Origin of the sequence: Desulfonema magnum (assembly GCF_017377395.1) — a bacterium.
Taxonomy (GTDB): domain Bacteria; phylum Desulfobacterota; class Desulfobacteria; order Desulfobacterales; family 4be13; genus Desulfonema_C; species Desulfonema_C magnum.
Map to the genome: position 1 here is coordinate 7,890,047 of NZ_CP061800.1, position 23,811 is coordinate 7,913,857.

The 23,811-nt window shown below is 44.7% G+C and carries 15 protein-coding genes; 1 reads left to right on the forward strand and 14 read right to left on the reverse strand.

Annotation, left to right across the window (positions count from 1 at the left end):
* Positions 1-2,212: 2,212 nt before the first annotated feature.
* On the forward strand, positions 2,213-2,728 hold the full coding sequence (locus tag dnm_RS30205; protein ID WP_246556150.1) for an NUDIX hydrolase: 516 nt from the start codon (positions 2,213-2,215) through the stop codon (positions 2,726-2,728).
* A gap of 332 nt (positions 2,729-3,060) precedes the next feature.
* Here the strand turns inward: dnm_RS30205 and dnm_RS30210 are convergent, their stop codons facing one another.
* The 14 genes from dnm_RS30210 to dnm_RS30275 all read right to left on the reverse strand — a co-directional run bounded on the left by dnm_RS30210 (position 3,061) and on the right by dnm_RS30275 (position 23,360).
* Entirely contained in the window at positions 3,061-4,137 is a 1,077-nt protein-coding gene (locus dnm_RS30210) for a glycosyltransferase family 4 protein (protein ID WP_207680575.1), read from the reverse strand.
* Between the two features lie 140 nt (positions 4,138-4,277).
* Positions 4,278-5,243: a glucosamine inositolphosphorylceramide transferase family protein gene (locus tag dnm_RS30215; RefSeq protein WP_207680576.1), complete on the reverse strand. Its 966-nt coding sequence runs from the start codon at positions 5,241-5,243 to the stop codon at positions 4,278-4,280.
* Positions 5,244-5,299: 56 nt separating this feature from the next.
* Complete coding sequence (locus tag dnm_RS30220; protein WP_207680577.1) at positions 5,300-6,148, reverse strand: DUF6625 family protein; 849 nt, start codon at positions 6,146-6,148, stop codon at positions 5,300-5,302.
* Between the two features lie 183 nt (positions 6,149-6,331).
* Positions 6,332-7,129: an MBL fold metallo-hydrolase gene (locus dnm_RS30225; RefSeq protein ID WP_207680578.1), complete on the reverse strand. Its 798-nt coding sequence runs from the start codon at positions 7,127-7,129 to the stop codon at positions 6,332-6,334.
* 379 nt (positions 7,130-7,508) lie between these two features.
* Positions 7,509-8,909, reverse strand: a complete 1,401-nt coding sequence (fumC, locus tag dnm_RS30230) for a class II fumarate hydratase (RefSeq protein WP_207680579.1) — start codon at positions 8,907-8,909, stop codon at positions 7,509-7,511.
* 37 nt (positions 8,910-8,946) lie between these two features.
* On the reverse strand, positions 8,947-9,258 hold the full coding sequence (locus tag dnm_RS30235; protein ID WP_207680580.1) for an STAS domain-containing protein: 312 nt from the start codon (positions 9,256-9,258) through the stop codon (positions 8,947-8,949).
* Positions 9,259-9,316: 58 nt separating this feature from the next.
* Positions 9,317-11,137, reverse strand: a complete 1,821-nt coding sequence (locus tag dnm_RS30240) for a response regulator (RefSeq protein ID WP_207680581.1) — start codon at positions 11,135-11,137, stop codon at positions 9,317-9,319.
* A gap of 194 nt (positions 11,138-11,331) precedes the next feature.
* The gene (locus dnm_RS30245; RefSeq protein ID WP_207680582.1) at positions 11,332-12,813 is read right to left on the reverse strand and encodes a cache domain-containing protein; all 1,482 of its coding nucleotides are present in this window, start codon (positions 12,811-12,813) and stop codon (positions 11,332-11,334) included.
* 188 nt (positions 12,814-13,001) lie between these two features.
* The gene (locus tag dnm_RS30250) at positions 13,002-15,497 is read right to left on the reverse strand and encodes a DegV family protein (protein WP_207680583.1); all 2,496 of its coding nucleotides are present in this window, start codon (positions 15,495-15,497) and stop codon (positions 13,002-13,004) included.
* Between the two features lie 97 nt (positions 15,498-15,594).
* Entirely contained in the window at positions 15,595-17,433 is a 1,839-nt protein-coding gene (locus dnm_RS30255; protein WP_207680584.1) for a hypothetical protein, read from the reverse strand.
* Positions 17,434-17,528: 95 nt separating this feature from the next.
* The gene (locus dnm_RS30260) at positions 17,529-17,702 is read right to left on the reverse strand and encodes a hypothetical protein (protein ID WP_207680585.1); all 174 of its coding nucleotides are present in this window, start codon (positions 17,700-17,702) and stop codon (positions 17,529-17,531) included.
* 571 nt (positions 17,703-18,273) lie between these two features.
* The gene (locus dnm_RS30265; RefSeq protein WP_207680586.1) at positions 18,274-20,781 is read right to left on the reverse strand and encodes a DegV family protein; all 2,508 of its coding nucleotides are present in this window, start codon (positions 20,779-20,781) and stop codon (positions 18,274-18,276) included.
* Between the two features lie 725 nt (positions 20,782-21,506).
* Complete coding sequence (locus tag dnm_RS30270) at positions 21,507-23,114, reverse strand: M14 family zinc carboxypeptidase (protein ID WP_207680587.1); 1,608 nt, start codon at positions 23,112-23,114, stop codon at positions 21,507-21,509.
* A 39-nt stretch (positions 23,115-23,153) separates the two neighbouring features.
* Complete coding sequence (locus dnm_RS30275; RefSeq protein ID WP_207680588.1) at positions 23,154-23,360, reverse strand: hypothetical protein; 207 nt, start codon at positions 23,358-23,360, stop codon at positions 23,154-23,156.
* Positions 23,361-23,811: the final 451 nt, after the last annotated feature.

Sequence of the window (23,811 nt, forward strand, 5' to 3'; positions counted from 1 at the left end):
AAAAATGAACGTATTATCGGTTCGGTTCGTAGTTCCGCCTTTAGGCGGTGCCGCACCGCCTAAAGGCGGAACTACGAACAGAAAAAATGCGCAGAGATGTTCTTTTCTGAAAATCGCCTAAGAAAACAGGTGAAAAAAATGAAAACTTTGCTTTCAACAGAGGAAATATTCTGATAAGGCGTTTTTCAAAAATGAACGTATTATCGGTTCGGTTCGTAGTTCCGCCTTTAGGCGGTGCCGCACCGCCTAAAGGCGGAACTACGAACAGAAAAAATGCGCAGAGATGTTCTTTTCTGAAAATCGCCTAAGAAAACAGGTGAAAAAAATGAAAACTTTGCTTTCAACAGAGGAAATATTCTGATAAGGCGTTTTTCAAAAATGAACGTATTATCGGTTCGGTTCGTAGTTCCGCCTTTAGGCGGTGCCGCACCGCCTAAAGGCGGAACTACGAACAGAAAAAATGCGCAGAGATGTTCTTTTCTGAAAATCGCCTAAGAAAACAGGTGAAAAAAATGAAAACTTTGCTTTCAACAGAGGAAATATTCTGATAAGGCGTTTTTCAAAAATAAACGTATTATCGGTTCGGTTCGTAGTTCCGCCTTTAGGCGGTGCCGCACCGCCTAAAGGCTGAACTACGAACAGAAAAAATGCGCAGAGATGTTCTTTTCTGAAAAATGCCTAAGAAAACAGGTGAAAAAAATGAAAACTTTGCTTTCAACAGAGGAAATATTCTGATAAGGCGTTTTTCAAAAATAAACGTATTATCGGTTCGGTTCGTAGTTCCGCCTTTAGGCGGTGCCGCACCGCCTAAAGGCGGAACTACGAACAGAAAAAATGCGCAGAGATGTTCTTTTCTGAAAATCGCCTAAGAAAACAGGTGAAAAAAATGAAAACTTTGCTTTCAACAGAGGAAATATTCTGATAAGGCGTTTTTCAAAAATAAACGTATTATCGGTTCGGTTCGTAGTTCCGCCTTTAGGCGGTGCCGCACCGCCTAAAGGCGGAACTACGAACCGAAAAAATGCGCAGAGATGTTCTTTTCTGAAAATCGCCTAAGAAAACAGGTGAAAAAAATGAAAACTTTGCTTTCAACAGAGGAAATATTCTGATAAGGCGTTTTTCAAAAATGAACGTATTATCGGTTCGGTTCGTAGTTCCGCCTTTAGGCGGTGCCGCACCGCCTAAAGGCTGAACTACGAACAGAAAAAATGCGCAGAGATGTTCTTTTCTGAAAATCGCCTAAGAAAACAGGTGAAAAAAATGAAAACTTTGCTTTCAACAGAGGAAATATTCTGATAAGGCGTTTTTCAAAAATAAACGTATTATCGGTTCGGTTCGTAGTTCCGCCTTTAGGCGGTGCCGCACCGCCTAAAGGCGGAACTACGAACAGAAAAAATGCGCAGAGATGTTCTTTTCTGAAAATCGCCTAAGAAAACAGGTGAAAAAAATGAAAACTTTGCTTTCAACAGAGGAAATATTCTGATAAGGCGTTTTTCAAAAATGAACGTATTATCGGTTCGGTTCGTAGTTCCGCCTTTAGGCGGTGCCGCACCGCCTAAAGGCGGAACTACGAACAGAAAAAATGCGCAGAGATGTTCTTTTCTGAAAATCGCCTAAGAAAACAGGTGAAAAAAATGAAAACTTTGCTTTCAACAGAGGGAATATTCTGATAAGGCGTTTTTCAAAAATGAACGTATTATCGGTTCGGTTCGTAGTTCCGCCTTTAGGCGGTGCCGCACCGCCTAAAGGCGGAACTACGAACAGAAAGAATGCGCAGGTATGTTCTTTTCTGAAAATCGCCTAAGAAAACAGGTGAAAAAAATGAAAACTTTGCTTTCAACAGAGGAAATATTCTGATAAGGCGTTTTTCAAAAATGAACGTATTATCGGTTCGGTTCGTAGTTCCGCCTTTAGGCGGTGCCGCACCGCCTAAAGGCGGAACTACGAACAGAAAAAATGCGCAGAGATGTTCTTTTCTGAAAATCGCCTAAGAAAACAGGTGAAAAAAATGAAAACTTTGCTTTCAACAGAGGGAATATTCTGATAAGGCGTTTTTCAAAAATGAACGTATTATCGGTTCGGTTCGTAGTTCCGCCTTTAGGCGGTGCCGCACCGCCTAAAGGCGGAACTACGAACAGAAAGAATGCGCAGGTATGTTCTTTTCTGAAAATTGCCTAAAAAACTTTAAGGAAAAGTTTCCAAAGATAACAAGATGGTTGTGAAACATGCTGAATTATCGCATATTGAATTTCAGGGCAATGCTGATATGATGACAAAAACGAAGAATTCCTCAGGCAAAGGATCCTCTGCTTATCCAAATTACCCTCGGGTCGCTGTGGGGGCGATTGTCTTTCATCGGGGCAGGGTCCTGCTGGTGTGGCGGGGCAAACCGCCGGCACTGGGGGTATGGGCTGTTCCTGGCGGAAAAGTGGATCTGGGCGAAACGCTTCAGAAAGCAGCGGAACGGGAGATATTTGAAGAAACCGGGGTGGTCATACAAGCTCGGGAACCTGTTTTTACTTTTGACGTTATCGTTCGCGACGATAACGGGCAAGTTCAATTTCATTATGTGATTGTGGACCTGATAGCGGATTATGTGAGCGGAGACCCGCGGGCAGGGGATGACGCGCTTGACGCACGCTGGGTTTCATCCCATGAGATAAAGCAGCTGAAGGTCAACGCAACCACACGGAAGTTGCTGAGGCAACAATTTGAGTTTGGGATATGATTTGTCCGGAGAGAGTCGTTAAGCTCTGCTTTGTGTGAAAAAAGCCGAGATAAGGCAGACAGATACGCACAAGGCAGAGCTTTGCACTCCTGTGACCAAATATTCAGCAGATCAGGAATTTTCAAGAAACACCCTGAAAGGGCGATTGATAACAGCCCCGGGGGAAGCCCAATGCTGTTGATTTAAGAAATTCCGGGCGGATCCGGAGTGCAAAAATTTTATTTTTGCACATGCGAAAAAGCATTTTTCGCACTCCGGAGAGAACACCGAAAAACCTGTTCAGCCTTGAGTCAACAGTATTGGGGGGAAGCCCCTGCGGGAATTGGGGGGCTTTAAGCCGGAAGAACTTTACTGTAAATATCAAGAATCTTCCCTCCCATCGCATCCATGGTATGATTGGCGCTGACAAATTGAAACGCGTTTTCCGCTCTTTGCTCTGACGCGTCAGGCGCTGTGATGGTGTTCAGAATTGCCTCGGCCAGCAAATTCGAGTTATCAGGAGGAACCAGAAGCCCTGTTTTCTCATGAACAATGAGATCAGGAATGCCGCCTGCGTCCGTGCCAACTACGGGGCAGCGAGCGTACATGGCCTGCTGAACCGACTGCGCGGCTGCCTCATATTTTGAACTGGCAAGCACATGACAGTCAAAAGCCCGAAAATATGGCCAGGGATTTTCCCGAAATCCCAAAAAATGAACCTTATCTCTGATTTTTTTTTCCTGAACCTGATCTTCCAGTGCCGAGAGAAATCCTCCCTTACCCACCAGAACAAGATGATAATCAGGCATCATATCTCCCCTCCTGAGCGGCGTGTTGCTGATTTTGGCAAACGCGTCTGTCAGAAAAGAGAGTCCTTTCTCATTGGATAACCGCCCCACAAAACCGACAAACCTTGTCTGCGGACTTACATTCAGTTCTGTTGCCAGATTCTGCCTTGCCTCTTCGTGTTCAGGCAAATCTGAAGGAGGAAAAAAGCCGCTCGGTAATGAGAATATACGATTTTCTGAGACATCGAGGTCTCTGACCAACTGATGTTTTACAAAATTTGCGGACGTAAAAATATAACAGGTTAATTTTTTGTAGAGAATGCGATTATACCAGGAATTCCGGACCCGCGGTGTGCTGTGCCGGGATCGGATAACACAGGGGATTTCAAGCCCCCGGGCTGCTGTCAGCGCGACTTTGGTGTCTGTATTGCCGTGTGTGTTCAAAACATGGGGACGTATTTTTTTAAGAAGAGAACGCACGCGAAAGAAATCTCTGAGCATTCCGAATTTGTCAAAAGAAATGTCACAGACTTCCCATCCTTCCTGGCTTGCCTTTTTGTAGAGCGGGGAATGCTTTGGCGCTGCAATGATGATATGATGGCCTTTTTCAGCCATCCAACGGGATTCGTTAAAAACCCGCATTTCCTGCCCCCCCCCACTGACGGTGACTTTCTGTGTGTAATATTTTAAGATTTGATTTCATAAATAATGATCAAGAGTTGGCAACCACAACGAACGATGAAAGTTTTACAATTTTTCCTGACACCTGACACCTGACACTTTCAGACTTGCGGAGTTTCTGAAACTTCGCAAGTCTCCTCAGGTTCTCCAAAACCATCCACGCACGCGAACCACTGATTATCATCCAACAAATGCGGATCAATGTGGTGCATTCCCAGCTTATTCCAGCCTGCTCCGCTTGCCGTGATTATCGGAATTTCGCCGCATGCCTGTTCTTCTTTGTAGCTCGTGGTTGTCAGTTCTGTTATTCTGAATGCCCAGACCTGCCTGCCGTAATGGGGATAGGCATCCTGGGTATATCGGATAATTTGGTTATCGAATGTTATGACTCTTCCTCCGGGCCTTGCGATGCTCGGATTTTTCTTTATAACGGGACTTTTCGGATGTTCGGTCCAGGCATCCAGCAAACTGTTCGCGTAATAAAGCCGAAGCGTGCTGTGACCTGACTCTGTAAACATCCACCAGTGACCATTATATTGAAACACAGAGGAATCCGCGTAACGCTTCTTTTTTATCAATGTTTTCTCAAAAACCCATTTTGTAGGAAAATCAGTTGCCTTATATAATCGGACAGACCTGAGCTTGCGGGTTTCAGGAATCAGATAATATTCGTTTTCCCATTTGAAAACATAAGGGTAGGACAGATGAAACGGCTCATCAAGAATGATTTTTTCATATTTCCAATGAAACCCGTCTTTGCTTGTGGCTAATCCTATTTTTCCCTTGTTCTCTTCCCCCGCGTTCAACACTTCTGTTTCAAAAAACATATGCCATGTTGAATCTGCTTTTATCATAAAGGGATCAGCAACAAAGTTCGCTGAGGCATCTGTGACATCCTTTGCTGTCAGCACCGGATTTACGATGGTTTCCGGGGAATTTAAGCGAAGAGGAGATGTACCCGCATAAACTCCTATGGACCATTTACCAGCCGGAGTTTCATCACTATCGGAATTATCACGGCGGTTTGTTAAGAATTGACTGATTTTTTTAAAAAGAGCTTTTGACAATTTACGCACCTGTCTTTTGCCTGTTCACAATCAGAGCAGGCTGTTCAATGTTCAAGTTAAATAAAAAGAGATAAACCTAGCTTTAAACTGGTCCATTTTGAAGGGATGGGAGTAATTCCGTATTTATAAACCGCCCATCGTTGCTTATGAATGGCATCTTCACTGATTTTAAATCGTTCTTTATCTTTATATCGGGAAAAATGGTAAAAGCCGCCTTCTTTTTTATTCCCTTTGTGATCCCAAACAGTGACGCTGCCATTGTTCCATACGGCAAATGTTCTTCTGTAACTGAAACCGGAAGTCCTGGTCGGTTGTATGGGATCTGAATGACAAAAAACAGGTTTGTCTTCAGATACAATATTCATCAGTTCTTCAGATTCGTTAAAACTGTTATGTTCCTGCGCCTCAAAATGACATTTTATTTTATCAGATTCAAGTAAAAACTTCATGCTGGAACGGTCTGTCAGGGTGAAGGGGCCGCAGGGTTGGTTGTTGTCGCCGCTGATTATGGAATAACGCTTCATGTCGGACGGAAGAAAGCGATTCAGCCGACCATAAATCATGTCCATATCGGTATATCCGATGAAATCAAAATCATCAAGCGGCTCCTTATGCCGCCTTAAAAAATAGAACATGATACGATAATCGCAAATCTTTCTGAGATACTGCCCGGGAAGTCTGATATTAAGGATATTCTGAAAATCAGCCATCATTTCATCAAACTGATAAGGGATCACACTTACGGCTTTGTTCACCGCATACCCGGTGTCTGTCTGATCATTATAGACAAACCAGTGAAAGTTTTGGTGATTTATTTCACACGATTTGGCCCAGAAGCTGAAATATGGCGGCAGCTTGCCAAAAAACGGAACCAGAAAGGCACTTTTTATGTTGTCAGATGTCATAAAGTGTTAGGTGTTAGGTGTTAAGTATTAGGTGTTAGGTGTTAGGAAAAAATTCTGAAACTTTCATGCTTCGTTGTTAGCCTCGATAATGATCGTTTAAGATAATCTTCGCCAGCATCCAGAAGAAGAGATTGAAAATTCCTCTTTTTATAATCTTGTTGGTAATGTTTTAAAAGTGGGTATCTACTGAATTTTCAATAAATCACCGCATACATCCTGGGCAGCCACCGTGATCCGGGCATGACTTTGGTTCATTGCCTGGCTGACAGTGTCCAATGCTTTCTGAGGGGTGTTGTTGGTTTCACTCAGATGAGCCAGAATCACATGGGAAAGTCCCTCGTGCCTGACTTCGTTTAAAAGGTCTTTGGATTCCTCATTGGAAAGATGCCCGAGTCTTGATCTGACCCGCTGCTTTAAGTGCCACGGATAAGGGCCGTTCATCAGCATCTCAGGATCATGATTGGCTTCGAGGATCAGAAGCGAACAGTCTTTGAGATGCGTTTTGACCATTGCTGTTGCAATTCCGAGATCCGTGGCAATTCCGATTTTGGTCCCGTTCTGGCTTACAGTAAAACCGGCCGGGTCTTCCGCATCATGGGATATGGAAAACGGATGTATGTTTAATGTTTTGATTTTAAAACCCGAACCGCATTCAAAATGTCTGATATCCTCAACGGTTCCGAGATGTGACGCGGCAGCTATATTTGTTTGGGGACTGATGTAAACCGGCAGATGAAAACGGCGTGAAAGAATGCCCGCTCCCCGGACATGGTCTGAGTGTTCATGGGACACAAGAATGGCGTCAAGGTCTTTGGCACAAAGCCCTTTTGATGCCATCCGGCGTTCAATTTCAATCCCTGAAAGGCCCGCGTCAATCAGCACGGATGTGGAACCGTCAGAGATAAATATGGAATTTCCTTTGCTGCCGCTTGCCAGCATACATACGGACATACCGTCATCGGGTTGGTTGGTAAATGGCATATTTTTAGCTGTTAAGTGTTAGGTGTTAGGTGTTAAGTGTTAGGTGTTAGGTGTTAAGTGTTAGGTGTTAGGTGTTAGGTTGTCAGTATATCATCATGACCGGGGGATTATCCCAATCATGGGCGTTTAATCACCTGATAAGAGTTCAGGTACTCGGTAATAACTCATTATCCAAATTTTTGATATTTGCCCAATAAACATGCTTTAAAACATAATTTCTTGGATGATGAGTATTCTCCGAGTACCTAAGTACTCCCCAAAAGGCGTTATAATCAGAAAAATGTTTCGGACGGAGTTACAAACCCCGTCCGCTAATGTCCGGTAACTGTCCGATAAAAGGCAGGCTATATCCAGAGTTGGAATCCTGCCACGATTTTTTTTATTTTTTCCGGATTCCCGGCCTGACCATTTCTTCAGGTCTTACAAGCTTCTCAAACTCATCTTGGGTCACATATCCCAGACCCAGGGCAGCTTCTTTTAAACTTGTTTTGTTTTCAAAAGCGTGATGCGCCACCCGGGCCGCTTTATCATAACCGATATGCGGGCCCAGCGCCGTGACCAGCATCAGCGAATTCCGCATGAGTTCGTCTGTCCGTTCTCTGTTCGCCTGAATTCCCTTCACAAGATTATTTGTAAAGCTTTGAACCGCGTCAGACAACAGTCTCACGGACTGGAGCAGACTGTAAATCATAACAGGCTTATACACATTCAGTTCAAAATTTCCCTGAGACCCTGCAAAACCCACGGTCACATCGTTTCCGATCACCCGGGTGACCACCATTGTCATTGCCTCGCACTGGGTCGGATTCACCTTCCCCGGCATGATGGAACTCCCTGGCTCATTCGCAGGAATTGTCAGTTCTCCGATACCGCATCGGGGGCCGGAAGCCAGCCATCGGATGTCATTGGCGATTTTCATAAGACTGCATGCGATGGTTTTCATCACACCGCTTGCCTCCACAATGGCATCGTGGGCCGCCAGTCCCTCAAATTTATTATCTGCCGCTTCAAACGGAAGACGCGAAATCTCCGCAATTTTTTTTGCAGCCAACACATCATAGCCCCGGGGCGTGTTCAGACCTGTTCCCACGGCAGTACCGCCGATGGGAAGTCTGTAAAGATTCTTTAGACAACTCTCAGCCCTCGCCACGCCCAGTTCGGTCTGCTTGGCATAGCCTGAAAATTCCTGGCCCAACGTCAGCGGCACCGCGTCCTGAAGATGTGTTCTCCCAATCTTCACGATATCTCTGAATTCTTCGACCTTTCTGTCCAATTCATCTTTCAAATCCGAGAGAGCCGGAATCAGCCGGTGACACACAGAATCAGCCGCGGCAATGTGCATGGCTGTCGGAAATGCGTCATTAGATGACTGAGACATATTCACATGGTCGTTCGGATGGACAGGATATTTGCTCCCGAGCTGACCCCCGGCCATTTCTATTGCCCGGTTTGAAATCACTTCGTTGGCGTTCATATTCGTCTGAGTACCGCTTCCTGTCTGCCATACCCCGAGGGGAAAATGACCGAAGAGCCTGCCCTCAGTCACTTCATCGGCTGCTTTGACAATCAAATCTCCCGCACTTCGGTCCAGAACACCCAGTTCCATGTTCGCCAGCGCGCATCCTTTTTTTAACACCCCAAAAGCAATGATGACCTCCTCCGGCATTCGTTCCTCACCGATCCTGAAATTCTCCAATGATCGCTGGGTCTGGGCCCCCCAGTACCGATCTTCCGGCACTTTGACGCTGCCCATAGAATCTGTTTCAATCCTTAATCCCATTGATTTGTCCTTTTTTTTTCGAGTTTTCAGTTTCAGATCACCTTTTTGATATGGTAAAAATTGTATCCAGCTTCAGAACACCGAACAGCTCATAAACCGTCTCTGACACATTTTCAATTTTTATTCTTCCTCCGTTTAAGGCCAAGTCTTTATAAAACAGCAACAGCTTGCCAATGCCGGCGCTGCCGATATGACTGACATTTTTAAAATCAAACGTTACTTCCCTGAGAGATGGGATATGCAGCTCTCGAAAACGCTGTTTGAGGTCTTCAGCCCCGGGTTCGTCAATATCCCCCCTGATCTCGAAACAGGCCAGTTGTCTATCCTGTGTGACATTTAGTTCCATCATGATATTTCCTCACTTTCATTAAAATAAGAGAGAAACCAAAGTTTAAAACGGGTTTCGCTCAGACTTCTCTGCTGTATGTTCCCCATAACTTCATCAATTTCCTTGCTCTTGCTGAGTTCCTCTTCTCCCTGGGAACAGGATATCTTCTGAAAGACGTGATCAGATGGCTGCCCCCGTTTTTCCAACTCACATGACTGGCAAAATGCTGAATAAGAAATATGCCTCTTCCGCATGGCTTTGTCAGGTTATCATCTGATCTCGGATCAGGGACAGACTGATAATCAAATCCCTTTCCCTCATCAATAACCTCAAGATGAAAATCGTTTCTGAAACGCCAGCGAACAGTTATGGATTTATCAGGGTCCCGATGATTGCCGTGTATCCATGCGTTCAGCAATATCTCTTCTAACACAATACGAAGGCACGGATCAGGAGACTCATATCCCCGCTGATGCCATTCGGATTCAAATTTTTCATATAAGTCAATAACAAGTTTGGCTATTTCTTCAGAATGCCTCGGTTTCCAAACGCTTTCACAATAGTTTTTCTGATTCTCAATTTCCATGCAAAGAATTGTAATATCATCGGCCGAGGTGTTTTTTGCCTCATTCTTATAGGTCCGAGGCATCACTTCCTCCTCGCTTATTTTTGAAATACGGCTCAGAATTTCATTCATTATATCGGAGACTGCCAGTTCCTCCGTGTGTACCTCTTGCCGAGGCTGGCTGATAATTTCTCGGACAAGTCCTTTCAATTCATCTGATGTTATCATTTTTTTGCGTTTTTTCAAAGGCATTTCCGTCAGCCCGTCTGTATAAAAAATCAGTTTGTCGCCCTCCCGGAGCCGGGTCTCACCCACTGCATATGTTATCCCTCCTTTTATGCCAATGGGAATGTTTGCGCCTTTTTCTCCTGGCCCCGGCAAATCCCTGATCTCACCTTCCCGAATAAGAAGAAAAGGCGGATGTCCGGTTGAAACATATTTCATGATAAGTGTTTCATGATCAATCTCAGCGCTCACTGACGTAAAAAAATCTTCCTTGCTGAAAATCTCTGAATAGCATATTTCATTATTTAATCTGGAGATAACTGCTTCCATTGTGGCTGAGGTATGATCGTTCAGGACCGCGTGATGTATCAGATCGGTGATAATACTTCTGAGTACGCAGCTCACCTCATGACCCGACTGATCTTTCAGACTGATGAATGTTTTCCCGGGTCTGCCTTGTTTGTTTGCCCCCGGGGGCCGCACAAAATAATGATCTCCCCCCTCCGCATAACAGGGGAGGGAAATCGCGTCAACGAAAAGTATCCTCCCGTTGGTAAGATCAATATAACGCGGTGCGGTACCATTTACCAGTCGTAACAGTTTCTTAGCCAGTTCTATATTAATATCCTGTTTTTTTAAGAGATGTTTAAGGGCTGCTTCAGATCGTTTCCGTTCCGAAATTTCCTGTTTCAAAACCGTGTTGAGTTCCTCAAGGTGGTCCCGGTGAAGTTTCAGATTCAGGTGGGTGCTGACTCTGGCTTTTACAATAATCGGACTGAAAGGCTTTCGGATATAATCAACCGCACCAAGTTTAAATCCTTTGGATTCCTCTTCTTCTTCGTCTATTGCTGTGATAAAGATTACCGGAATATGCCGGGTCCGCGAATTCGCTTTCAGCCTTCTGCACACCTCGTATCCGTCCATCTCAGGCATAAGAATATCCAGAAGAATCAGATCAGGAGGATTTGAGATTGCGATTTCAATGGCCTCGGGTCCGTTGGTGCTGACGCTGATATCATAATCACACATCAGTGTCACCTGAAGCATTTTAATATTTGCAGGCACATCATCTACGATTAATATATTTTGTCTTGGCAATTTGTTGTTCATTTTTCCTTCCCGCCGAATCAAAAACATAGGGACCGGCCGCGCGTATATTCGAACAGATATCTGTTGCACTGTTGTCAGAATGTCCTGATATTTTTATCCTCCGGGGAAATAACCTGACAGGGAGAAATTTCTCCGTTGGCGGAGACAGCCATATTTTTATTCATCTCCTCCCGGGACACTTTGCTGACAGAGAATTACTGAAGATTTATCTTTTTAACTTTGTTTTTGACGACACATGCCGAATGTTTCTGTCCGATAACAATGATCAGCAGGTCCTTTACAAAGCTTTTCATCTCCACGGCCTGGGCTGAAAGTTCTTCGGAAGCAGCCGCGGATTCCTGGGAAGCAGCAGCAACCTGTTGAGTGACGGTATCTATTTCGCTCGCAGCCAGACTGATCTGTTCGATTCCTTCAGCCTGTTCCTTGCTTGATTCCGTAATTGCAAGGGTCTTCTCACCCATGGAGGTCGCAGACTCAATAATGCCCTCAAAGTCATTATTGATACCCTTTATCGCACGCGTCGCCTGAATGACTCGTTCTACTGTCGTATTCAGCAGTTCCTGGGTATCTTTTGCCGCATCCGTGGTTCTCATGGCCAGATTTCTGACCTCCTCGGCCACAACTGCGAAGCCTGCCCCGGCCTTGCCTGCCCGTGCGGCTTCCACTGCCGCGTTCAGGGCCAGCAAATTGGTCTGGAAAGCAATTTCGTCAATGGTTTTGACAATCTGGCTCATTCTGCCGCTGTCGGCCTCTATCCGAACCATTTCCTGTGTCAGCTTAATGAGGGATTTTAAGGACTGACCGGATTTTTTTATATTTTCATTCATTAATTGTTCCGCGCCCCGGGTCAGTTCCGAAGTTTTTCGGGACATGGCCGTTATCTCTTCCAGTGAGGCTGAAGATTCTTCCACAGAAGCAGCCTGTTCGGCCGCGTTTTCAGACAAAGACTGACCCGATGAGGCGACCTCATCGGCCGCGGCCGCTATGTGGGAAGCGCTTTCGTTTAGTCTTCGGACAATACGGTAAATAGGCAGGGCTATTGACCGGGATATAAAATAAGAGAAACACAGGGCAGCCACGGTAATGGCAAAAAGGACAATACCGACAGAAATGGTAATATTTGTGATCTCATCTTCCACATCATCAACATAGATGCCGGATCCCACGGTCCATCCCCACCCGGGGTATATTTTTACATAAGAAATCTTCGGGGCCGGTTCAGACTCACCGGGCTTGGTCCAGTAATAATCCACAAAACCGGCCCCCTGGCGTTTGCAGACTTCATTCATGGACACGATGAATCGCTTGCCATTGATATCTTTCAGCCCGGATACGTCACTGCTTTCCAGTTCGCCGTTGAAAGGGTGCATGAGCATGAGAAGTTCTGTGTTATGAATCCAGAAATATTCTTTTATTTCATAACGCATATGTCTGACCGTCTCTTTGGCCATATGTTTTGCTTTATCCTGCGAGATATTACCGGCTTCAGCCTGCTTTGCCCAGTATTCTATTACGCTGTAAGCAGATTCCACCACATTTCTTGTCTTTACACGGCTGGATTCATACATCTTTTCTCTGAACTCCGGATAAATCCATACTAACACAAGTATAAAAAAAATGAGAATTGTGATACCTAACGCATTTATCCTTGTTGAAAGTTTATAATTGGATAGCATGTTATTCTCCTATGGAGTTGAAACTTGAAATTTGAAACTTGATATCCGGAAGTTCCGAGGGTTTTCTTATGTGTGCATCTGACTGTTTCAAGTTTCAAATTTCAAATTTCAAGTTTGGAATCTGGAGGAGGGACTGAAGGGCTGAGAGGGGATGAGAAAATTAATTTGACGCGTTCCTGTCCCTGAGCTTATTCTTTGTTCAGGAGGGGAAAATACGCGACAGCGACGGTGCCGGGTCCGCAATGGGTGCCGACCGCTGTGCCGATATGGGACATGACAATGCTTTCGCAATTTAAATGGGTTTCCAAAAGATTTCTCATTTGATTCGCTCTTTTGGGCGCGTTGGCATGCATTATCCCCGCCTTAATCGCTGTCCCCGGCTGATCCAGGCTCTGCTGTATCAGTTCCGTGACCAGTAGTTGCGCGTTCTTACTTCCTCTCACCTGATCTATCATGGTCACTTCACCGTCCCGCAGCGCGAGTATCGGCCTGAGCCGGAGAAGGTTGTTTATAAATCCTCCGGATTTGCTGACCCATCCTCCCCGATGAAGATATGCCAATGTTTCCGTCACAAAAAAAACCTGAAGCTTTGGAATTATTTTATTTATATAATCAGTGAGCTGCGCCATACTTTCCCCTTTTTCTATTCTGTCGGCGGCTTCCATGACCAGCAGGCCCGTTCCCAGGGAGACCTGTTGGCTGTCGGTAATTTCAAACTGAAGGCTGTTTTTTTCTCCCTCCTGCCTTTGTTTTAAATACTCGTCATAATTTTTCTCTCTGACATTCATGGCATGAGCAGAGATATTGCTCAGTTTTTCGGACGTAAAAATGGCAAAGATATCCTTTTCCGGGATAATTGTCCCGAACAATTGCTGAAGCTCATCTTCCCCGGGCAAAGATATTTTCGGAAAACTGTCCGAGTTTTTCAGCAACGGATAAAAATCTGACGGAATGCTGTCTGTTCCGTCCTGATAAACTTTTTTGCCAATGGTGACGGAAATCGGGGTCACCATGATATTTCGGCCGCTGATGATATCAGCAGGCAGGTCCGCGGCACTGTCAGTGATGAGCTGAATCGGAGGCTTTTTCTCCGGTTCAAAAATAAGAATCCCTCTTTGAAACAGATAGAGCAGGTGCTTGTACGTTTGGAGATCAGTCATCCGGCTTGCATCAATAATATCCCGGACTTTGTTGTGCTGCTTTGCGAGTGACAGAGTATATTTCAGGCTGGGACGGGTCTGTATGTCAGAAAATTTTTCCAGCATTTCATGGTTTACATGCAGAAGCTTCTCAAATGAACTCTGCTTCAGACGTTGCAGGGTCTTCACTTCCCGGTTGCCTTCATCAAGAAGAACTTTTAAGGAATCACTGACGGTGTTTTCATCTGTCACGGACCGGGGGTGGAATACAAGCATTCCCCCTTTTCCCGAGAATATTCTGTACAGGGCTTTTTTACCTGTCACGCTTCCGTAATAAGCGTGAACAATATGGCCTTTGTGAAAACATATGGCTGCTTTTTCCTCCCTGTCCCGGATTTCCAGCACACCGTTCACGGAACGGCTCTCAAAAGTATTCAGGGCTTTCAGCAGGGATTCTTCGATCATAGGAAAGGTTTCAGCGTCTGAAACTGAGGACCGAGGATTGGAAAAAAAATCTTCTGATTCAGGGTCATGTCCTTCATGTTCGTGCTTGTCTTCTTCATCTTCCGCATTCTGAACGCTGTTTTCCGCAACAGCGATGATATCGGCGTTCAGCAAAAGGTTGAGCGCATAACCCGCCCCGGGGCGACTCATTTCACCGCTGGTGATCATCTCTCGGACCGTCTGTCCCGCGTCAATCATCTCCAAAATTTTCCGCAAATGGTCCTTTCCTGCCTTATCTTCAATCTCCGGAGGAATTTTTTCAGATATGATATCCAGTGACACATCCTGTTCCGTGAATGTGTCATAAAAAGATCTGCTTTCATCAAGCAAGAATTTGGCGTTGCGCAACACCGTCATATTATCAGCAGCGGAAATTTGTTCGGGGATATCAATTTCCCTGTTATGAAACTCGAAATAGCCTTTTTCCTCACTCATCAGATCATAAAAGGCTTCCTCTCCCTCCAAAGTATCGGTCTGAGCGGCTGTCAGTCTGCCGCCGGTAAAGAATGCACTGCCGATATTTTCGCCTTCGGGACCATGAAGTGAAAGTTCGCCAGTTTTATGGTTTAACTCCGCAATTTCAAGAACATCACTCAGACTCATCTGAGCCAAGTCACCGGTAAACTCCGTGAGAGATTCAAAAGAACTGGCTTTTTCCGCCCGTTCCATTGCTGTTTCTATGTGGTTCAGCAGATCCTCTATTTTAAAGGGCTTGCTTATGTAGTTATCCGCCCCTGTCCTGAAGTTATCCGGCTGATCTGACTGTTCGGGTTCGGACGATAAAAAAACAAAAGGAATGTTCGCTGTATCAGAATTCTGGCGCAGCAGGCGATGTATTTCGTACCCATCCGTATCAGGCGTTATCATATCCGCCACAATAACTGTCTTATGACTTTTGTCCGGTTCGGCCTGTTGAATCTTGTCCTGAAGTTCATTCGAATTGTTAAAATATTCTGCTTCGAAACCTTCCTCACATAACTGGGCTTCAAGCAGATTTCCCATTATAGGATCATCATAAATGATGAAGACCTTACCTCTCATCTTTCTTCCTCAATTTGTAGGGGTGGATAAATCCGCAAAAGGGACCCGACAGAATCGCCTTGGTATGGGCCGTGCGATTCCCGGTATTATGATTATATCATTTGCCCGTTTTTCCAAGAGAACTGTTTAGCAGCTTCTTTTTTTCTTTTTCAACTGTTTTTTTAACCATCTCAGCAATCATTCCCTCAATTTTTTCGGAAAATATTTTTTTTATAATCCGCTCATCAATATCCATGTTTTCAATCTTCTGAGAAATTTTCCTGATCATCATCTGCTCCAGATTCTCTGTGTAACAGCCCGTTTTTTTTAAATTTTCATATCCTTCTTCCGGCACGGCGTTCCAAGTGTCTGTCCCCGGATTCTCTGTTGAAAAAAGGTCATCCGATTCTTCAAGGAGATTTCCCACCTCTTCTTCCATATCAAACATATCTCCTTTGAACTCAGAGAAATAATCTGTTTCCTGTCGTGAATCATGGCTGAGATGTGTGTTTGAAATATCATCCGGAAAGTTGGTGTTTTTTTCTCCGGGAACGGTTTTTTTATCAGACTGATAAACAGCATCCTTATCCGCGATAATTTCAACAGCGATGCCGCCAAGTTCAGACAGATTTTCAGTAGGTTGCAATGAAAAATTCTTTTCACTGACATCAATTGTGTCTTCATCATCTTCAGAAATCTCAACAGCGATATCAGTAAGCTCTATGATATCCTCAATATCTCCCGGCAGGGTGTCTCTCTCACGAATTGTATCCGCGTCATCTTCAAAAACATCAGCAGTGATATCGTTAATATCTACAATATGTTCAGCATCTTCTGATAAAATTTTTCCAGTAAGATCAAGCGTGTTCTCGTCATCATCAGGAGCATGAACCGTGAAATCATTAAGATTGACTATTGTTTCAGTGTGTTCTGACGGAAATATTTCATTTTCAGCACCATTAACCGGATATTCATCATTCATCGTTGCTTCGTTGAGAAAATTCGTCAGCATGGACGTATCATAATCAACAGATTCCGGGGGAGCGATATTCTTTTCCATAAGCCCCGTCAAATCTTTATCATCCGGGCAGGAAGATGTCATTCCGGCAGATTGGTAACCGGGTTCCGGGCACACTTCTTTACCTGTGAGATCAATTATATTTTTGTCATCCGGCAAAGGTGCATCCCTTTGCTCCCTTAGTGTATCCGCCTTGTCCGAGATGTCTGGTGAATAGTTCTTTTTTTTAATAAAATCAATTATATTCCTACCATTCCAGGAAGGTTCGTCTAAGAAATTCGTAAGCACAACCGCGTGATCAGTCTGTTCTCCGGGAACAGCTTCTTTTCCGACAAGATCAATGATCTCCTCATTGCTCAGGGTGAGGTCATCCGCAAACTCCCCCGGCAGGGCAGGTTCTCCCGCGTGTTTCCGGGGACTGCTCTCTTTTCCGACAAGATCAATGATCTCCTCATTGCTCAGGGTGAGGTCATCCGCAAACTCCCCCGGCAGGGCAGGTTCTCCCGCGTGTTTCCGGGGACTGCTCTCTTTTCCGACAAGATCAATGATCTCCTCATTGCTCAGGGTGAGGTCATCCGCAAACTCCCCCGGCAGGGCAGGTTCTCCCGCGTGTTTCCGGGGACTGCTCTCTTTTCCGACAAGATCAATGATCTCCTCATTGCTCAGGGTGAGGTCATCCGCAAACTCCCCCGGCAGGGCAGGTTCTCCCGCGTGTTTCCGGGGACTGCTCTCTTTTCCGACAAGATCAATGATCTCCTCATTGCTCAGGGTGAGGTCATCCGCAAAATTTATAAGCGAAGATGTTCCTTCAATGCTTTCCCGCGGAACTGTCTCTTTTTCGATAAGATGAATGATATCTTCTGTAACCTCTGGCTCTTCATCAGAGACATCTGAAACTCGGCCAGCAAGCTTTTTTATAATGATGTCTCGTAATCCCACGTTTCGCCTCCGTGTATGGGGCACTGTCATCATGCAGATATTATACAGCCTAAAAAATAAAAAATGTTACTACAGCATTGCGATAAAAATATCTTTCAGGTGTCAGGCGATTTCCAAAAATAAACATCCCCGGGATATGAGTTCATAGTTCCGCTTTTAGACAGTGCCGCCTCACCTGAAAGCGAAACTGCGAACCGAAAAATACGCGGCTCAATCAGACACATGACCTGACACTGGCCTGCGACAAGGTCTGAAACCGGTATATTCATTTCTGGAAATCGCCTTAAATGTCAGTATGTTTCCATGGGCGGGAGATCATCCCCGTCATGGGAGTTTATATGAAAGTGTCAGCAGGTGTTAGGTGTTAAGTGTTAAGTGTCAGGTGTTAAGTGTCAGGTGTTAGGAAAAATTGCAAAAATTTCATGTTTTGTTGTGACTGGCAGGGCATACCTGTTTTTATATAAGTACCTCACCAAAAAGTTTTTTATATTTTTTTATAAATCTCATTGCCTGTTGTCTGCTTATTCTCAGATCGGAAAATATTAAAAATTTTTGCACAGCTACTTAGAAAAAAACTTTTTCCCTGCTTCTGCCAGATTGATAAATCCGAACCGGACAAAGGGAACAGATTGTTATTCAGCTTATAACCTTTTGAATTCTAATATAAAAATTATAACAATTTAAAAACTTATCATATGGTATGCCAATATGTCAAGATATAAGGATTTTCCCAAAAAATAAAATACCCGGAAATGCAGGGTCTTGAGAAATTAAGGTATGTTATTTGTCTGAAATTCCCTAAGGGAAAACCAGGATGTGAGAGATTAAGGGTTTGAGAAATCACCCCCGGATTTCCTCATCTGTCAGGGGAAAATAGGCCACAGCCACTGTTCCGGGACCGCAATAGGAACCCGCGGACGGTCCCACATGAGACATCATAATATGCTGACAATTGAGCTTGCTCTTCAGCAATTTTTTCATGTCAAGGGCCCAGCGAGGCGCATCTGCATGCATTATTCCGAGTTTAATTGGCGCACCAGGTTCATCCATGCTCCACTGTATCCATTCCAGTACCCGTTGCCGGGCGTTATTCCCGCCTCTTACCTGATCTATTGTTGTCACTTCGCCGTTCCACACGCCAACTATCGGTCTCATCCCCAGAAGGTGGCCCAGCATTGATCTGATTTTGCTGATTTGTCCTCCCTGCTTCAGATTGCCCAGTATGTCAACTACAAAAAAAATACGGACTTTGGGAATCAGTTTTATGATATGGTCACGCACCCTGTCAGCAGACCATCCGGCCTCCACCTTATCCGACGCCTCCGCCACCAGCAGTCCCATCCCCAGAGAAAGCATCTGACTGTCAATGATTTCAATATGACAGTTTCGGTCTTCCGGGGATTTTTGTTGTCTCTGTCTCAGATATTCGGTGTAATTTTTTTCTTTGGCAGCCACAGCATTGTCATAGATTTTGCTTATTTTTCTGGAGAGAAAGATAGCAAGAATATCTTTATCCGGAGCAATTTTCCAGAACAGGTGATGAAAATCATTTACCGAAGGAGAAGCAGATGAAAGGGGGGTTCCCGGACATTTCTGTGCCTGACAGATATCTCCGGACGAAATATTCATGGTGTGAAACCATACCTTCTGGTCCTGAGACACAGAAAGGGGAACCAGAACAATATTTCGTTTGCCGATGAAATCCGGGGGCAGGTCAGCGGTGCTGTCAGTAATGATCTGAATTTTAGGGACGTTCCCGGCTTCAACCATCAGAAGACCCATTTTAGCCATGTAAAACAGGTGTCTGTACGTCTGAAAATCGGTCATCTGACTTGCGTCAATAATATCTTTGATCGTGCTGTTTTCTTTTACAAGCGCAAGAATATGTTCCAGTCCGGGGCGGCCCTTGATTTTGGTCGTTTTTTCCAACATATGGGTATTCAGCGTGACAACATTGTTAAATGTGGTGCGCTTTAGTCGCTGCAAGTTTTCAATTTCTTTGTTTCCTTCTTCAATCAGGGATGACAGACGGCCATTAATTGTTCTGGCAACAGTGAGAGGCTGAACCTTAAATTTGAGGGTGCCGCCTTTTTCCCAAAATATCCGAAAAAGGGCTTTTTTGGCGACCACGTTTCCATGATACGCATTGACAATGCGGCCTTCCTCAAAATAAATGGCCGCCTTTTCCGGGCGGTTTCTGATTTCCAGAATCCCTGTCAACGCGCCCCGTTCAAAGCCTTTCAGCATCTTCAGAAATCCCTGGTCAATCATGGGAGCGGTGTGATGGGATAAGTCAGAGGAAAAATCAGCTTTTGGAGAGAGTATTTTTGGAGACACCGCTTTCTGAACGGACTGAGATTTCAGTGCGTCTGTCCTCCCGGAAGAAGGAGAAGGAGAAGAACCCTGTTTTTGAATTGCCACTGAACCTGCGTTAAAAAGACCGGCCAGCAGGGAACCCGAACGAAGAGGACTCATCAGCTTGCAGTTGATAATGTCACGAACCGTGCGGTGATTATCAATCATTGATAAAATATTTTCTATGTTGTTCCTGCCCCCTGTTTCCTCAATATCCGGGGGAATTTCCCGTGATTTAATTTCCAGAAATATGTCCAGATCCGGGAGCTGACGATACAGACCTCTGACTTCATCAGCCATACGGTTGCCATTGAGCAGGAGCGACATATTATCTGTTTTTATTTGTTCCGGCGCATCTGTTTTCCGGCTGTGAAATTCAAAAAGCCCCTCATCTTCTCCCATCAGGGCATAAAAAGCTTCTTCCCCTTCCAAGAGTCCCATCTGAGCGTTCACCAGCCTGCCTTTTTTGAAAAATGCCCTGCCGATTTTACCATTTTTGGAACTGTTGAACACAAGTTCCCCGGTTTTACGATTTGACCCGACAATCTGCATCACATCGTTCAGGCTCATCTGATCCGAATCAGCACTGAATTCAGCCTGAGAATGAAAGGCTCTGGCTTTTGCAGAGCGTTCTATCACACTTTCCAGGCGGTTTATCAGGTTCTCTATTTTAAAAGGTTTGTAAACATAATCATCTGCCCCCATGCGCAAACCTTCCAACTGTTCCGGGGTGTCGGTTCTGGCCGACAGAAAAACAAAGGGGATGCCCGCTGTTTCAGGATCCTGACGCAGACGCCGGCGTAATTCATAACCATCCATATGAGGCATTGCAATGTCTGATATGATGATATCAGGTCTGACCCGCCGAATATTTTCCAATGCTTTGGTACTGCTGTCCAGATATTCAGCTTCAAATCCTGCTTCAGTCAGCCCACCTTCAAGCAGATTCCCTATTATGGGCTCATCATCAACGATGAGAACCTTTGTTTTCATTTTTCCTCCTGAATAACGGAGAAGAACCGAACTGCTTTTCATCTTTCCTCCTGAGCGGCGGAGAAAAACCGGCTTGCTTTTAGTTATAGGGATTAAGAATAGAGAAATAGGAATCAGAATCAGTTCGGTGATGTGCTGCAAGGATCGAATTTAGTAATTAAAGCCAGTCAGTCAGCACAAGCCGGTTCTTCATCAAACCTGATTTCCAATTCCTAAATTTTTTGTTCTTGTATAGGAAATTATAAACTTTAAGAGATAATTGATAAGATTCTGTTCTCACTTTCATATTTCATGTGACCCACGGGTCATGACCGTTTATATGAAAGTCCGGAGTGCAAAAACAGAGCGAAGCGGTTTTTTGCAGAGACTTTCATCATTCATTGTGACCGTCAGATCATGGCCGTTTATATGAAAGTGTCAGGTGTCAGGTGTTAAGTGTCAGGAAAAACTGCAAAATTTTCATCATTCGTTGTGACCGGCAGATCATGGCCGTTTATAATAAAATTTATTTTTTAAGAAGAATAATATAAAAACAGAAAATTTGTCAATTGTAATTATGCCATAAGGTTGAAACTTGTTAAAGTGATTTACCTTAGCGGACTCTCATTATCTATTTCAGAAATCAAATAAAGTCAATAGGGCCAAAACAGTATTCCGTGGTGGAAAAATCCTACTTTCAGGACGCTGTTGCGGGTTGCGGTTGATGACAAACGATCAATGTTCTGTCAGTTTTCCGGGTCAGAAATTTTTCGCAGGACATAAACCGCTTCTTGCAAGCCGATCTTTCCGTCATTATTCAGATCAGCGTCTTTATGCACAGGGAAAACTATATCTGTTCCGGTAAGCAATTTCATCGTGACAATGGCGTCAGTCAGATCCGCACTGTTGCTATGGTTGATATCACCGGGGACTTGGGGGACCATTGCCACATTAAGCTGTGTGGCATTACCGGAACCGACAATCACTTCCTGCACGGTCTGTGTCTGATAGCCGTCCGCGGAGAACCGGATGTCGTAAGTTCCGGGAAGGAGCAGTCTGTGATAGTCGCCCGCGTCCGGATCGGTAAAGACATCATGGGCAATACTGACAACCGTGACAGTGGCGTTCAGGGGCTGCCCGGTCACGCTGTCCGTGATCACTCCGCGCACCCCTCTGAGAGACCATTCCATATAGGTGAGCATGGATTCACGGTTGTCATTCCAAAGGTCCGGGATGTCCGAATACGGGGGCCATTTGATATCGTTCAGTTCAATGGTCACTTCGTTGCATCCCAGCCATATGTAATTCCAATCCTGCATCCCGCCCCTGATATGATACCATTCCGCACCATTGATAATTCCCCGATCAAAACTGCCGTTATACATGGGTTCGTTAAGGGAGGCGTAGGTCAGTGACAGTTCAATAAACAGGGGTTCATCAGGTGTGGCTGAGTAATTTGCCCGGGGGTCGGGATCCGAGTCATAGGGATAGTTCACCACCAGCGCTCCGGTGTGAAAATTGGCAGAAAGAACAGATGAATGGGCAAATGCCCAGTTCATAACATGCTGAGTTTCAATGGGACGGTCGGCAACAGTGTTGTTCGGATCATAATTCTGGTCAGGGAAACTTCGGTTCAGGTCTCTGCCTTTTGCATTATATCGGCTCTGGCTCATATAGCCGTCCGGATTCATAAGCGGCATGATCCAGATTTCAATTTCATTCACCAGTGCGGTTATTCGGGGATCTGTCCCGTATTCGTCTGTTAAAACACGGATCAGGTTCAGGCTGAGTTCCGTTCCCACGGGTTCATCACCGTGCATGGTGGAAATATATTTTACTTCGGGTTCATCCTCTTCAATGTCCGGATTGTCGGTGATCTTCATAAACCAGAGTTCCCGTCCCTGTTCGGAATTACCAATGTTGTAAAGGCGGCAAATATCCGGATGCGCTGTCTCAGTCGCCTTCAGTTCGGATGTGAGTTCTGAATAGCTATGGTATGCCTGAATAAGATCAGAATCACGCCGGATTCGGTCCGGAATGACAGTCACCTCATACCCCAGGCTTCGAAGCTCCTTCAGGCGGTCGGGAAGCATGTATGCCCGGGCCGTGGTTTCCCACACACCGTCAATATCTATGCCCATCTGAGTGAGCCGGACCAGGTCTTCCCGGGTAAGATTGTTAATTCGGGTTTCAAGGAGATCATGGGGATTGAAGACTGTTTCTGCCTGGGAAATTACTGGAAAAAATATCTGGAAAATCATAAATACGCAAAGGATGATAAAAATATCAGGTGTTATCGTCTTAGTTCTGAAATATCTCTGAGAGAATACGGTGTTCATGAGAACGGATATCATAATTTTTCCTTTTATCCAAAAAGCCCGGGATTCTGAAACTCAATGATCAAGTTTTTTTTTGTCATAAATTCCCCCGTTCTGCTTCTGGGCACAGGCAAATCCGGCAGGATTCGGATTTTCCAATCCGAACCGGGCAGGGGACCACGCTTTGCTCTTGCTTATGAAATTATAAAATTCGGCAACGATCAAACAGCAGAGCAAAAATTTTTCCGGCGTGAAAAAACAGAGCGAAGCGGTTTTTTGCATCGGGCGCATCCGGCTTCCCTATAATTTTGTTCTTACTATAGAGAAAATTACCCTGTTTGTCGAGCATATAATAAGATAACCTCAAATTTTTCTTTATATGTGAGTCGGAATATGATACTTTTTTCGGCAAATTGGCAAAATTCAGTATGGGGTCAATATATCATCACTGATCAGCCTGATACAGAAGTTGTATTGAAACATCAATGGATCAAGGAACTGTTTTCACCGGTTTGAAAACTTTCGGGAAAAGCCCTGAAATGGCGATTTATTACAGTTCGGAGTGAAGCCCGACTTAAAATAAAGATCATATTGTGAGATTTCACAGGCTCTGAGAGTCAATATTAGATAAAACCAGTATAAAAAGGATTGCAGATTATCTGTCATTTTTAAAAAACAATAAAAACTGATCCGGAGTACAAAAAACAGTTTTTCTCCGGAATGCTAAAGCAAT